Annotated in this window: 1 protein-coding gene; it reads right to left on the reverse strand. The window is 69.0% G+C overall.

What is annotated here, in order from left to right; translation table 11 throughout:
• Positions 1 to 40 precede the first annotated feature (40 nt).
• Positions 41 to 1,209 (reverse strand): IS3 family transposase gene (locus tag ACI8AC_RS25195; RefSeq protein ID WP_456900597.1). Its coding sequence is split into 2 segments (ribosomal slippage): positions 41 to 912 and positions 912 to 1,209, totalling 1,170 coding nucleotides; the frame shifts between segments, so codons are not numbered across the junction.
• Positions 1,210 to 1,277 lie beyond the last annotated feature (68 nt).

Here is a 1,277-nt window from a genome sequence, read left to right on the forward strand (position 1 = left end):
GGGACTGCCCCCAGTCCGGTTGACTCGTTCCGGTAGGGGGTCAGGCCGCTGCTGCGGCGTGGGTGAGTGTCTCGTATTCGACCGGGGTCAGTCGGCCGAGGCGGCGCTGCCGGCGACGGCGGTGGTAGGTCCGCTCGATCCAGGTGATGATCGCCAGCCGAAGCTCGTCGCGAGTTATCCAGCGCTGCCGGTTCAGGACGTTGTTCTGCAGCAGCGCGAAGAAGGACTCCATCGCGGCGTTGTCCCCGCAGGCACCGACCCGGCCCATCGAGCCGACCAGGCCGTTGTTCGCCAGCGTGCGGACGTAGGCGGTGGAGCGAAATTGACTGCCGCGGTCGGAGTGCACCACGGTGCCGACCGGGCTGCGCCGGGCGATGGCATTGCGCAGGGCCGCCACCGCCAGCGACGCCTTCATCCGCGAGTCGATCGAGTAGCCGACGATCCGCCCGGAGTAGACGTCCTTGATCGCGCAGAGGTAGAGCTTGCCCTCGGCGGTGGGGTGCTCGGTGATGTCGGTCAGCCAGGTCACGTTGGGCGCGGTGGCGGTGAACTGACGGTCGACGAGGTCGTCGTGCACCGGCGGGCCGGCCTTGCGGTTCAGGCCCGGCTTCTTGGCGAACACCGACCAGATCCGCTGCTGCGAGCACAACCGCGCGACCCGGTTCTCCCCAGCCGGGACGCCGCGTTCGCGCAGTTCGTCGGCGATGAACCGGTAGCCGAAGGCCGGATCGTCACGGTGGATGTCGTAGGCGGCGTTGATCAGGTGCGCGTCGTCCCAGTCGCGCTGACTCACCGGGTTGGCCTGCCACTTGTAGAAGGCCTGCTTGGAGAAGCCCAGCACCCGGCAGGTCACCGCGACAGGGATGTGCTCGGCGGCGAGTTCACGGACCAGCGGGTAGATCATTTTGGGAGCACGTCGCGGGCGAAATAGGCCGTCGCCCGCCGCAGGATCTCGTTCTCCTGCTCCAGCAGCTTGTTGCGCCGGCGAAGCTCCCGCAGCTCCGCGGACTCGTCGGCGCCCCCGCCTCCACCGCGGTCGCTCGAGGCCGGTGGTGCGATCCCGTCCTCGCGGTCGGCGATCTTCAGCCAGCGCTGCAGACAGGACTCCGAGATCCCGAAGTCCCGGGCCACCTGGGCGACCGAGGCCTCGCCCTTGCGGGCCACGGCGATGACGTCACGACGGAACTCCGCCGGGAACGGCTTGGGCACGATGCTGATCCTTCCAGCGAGGCCCAGGGCCTCACAGGCAAGGAGTCAACCGAACCGGGGGCAGTCCC

It is taken from the genome of Geodermatophilus sp. SYSU D00758 (assembly GCF_054049955.1).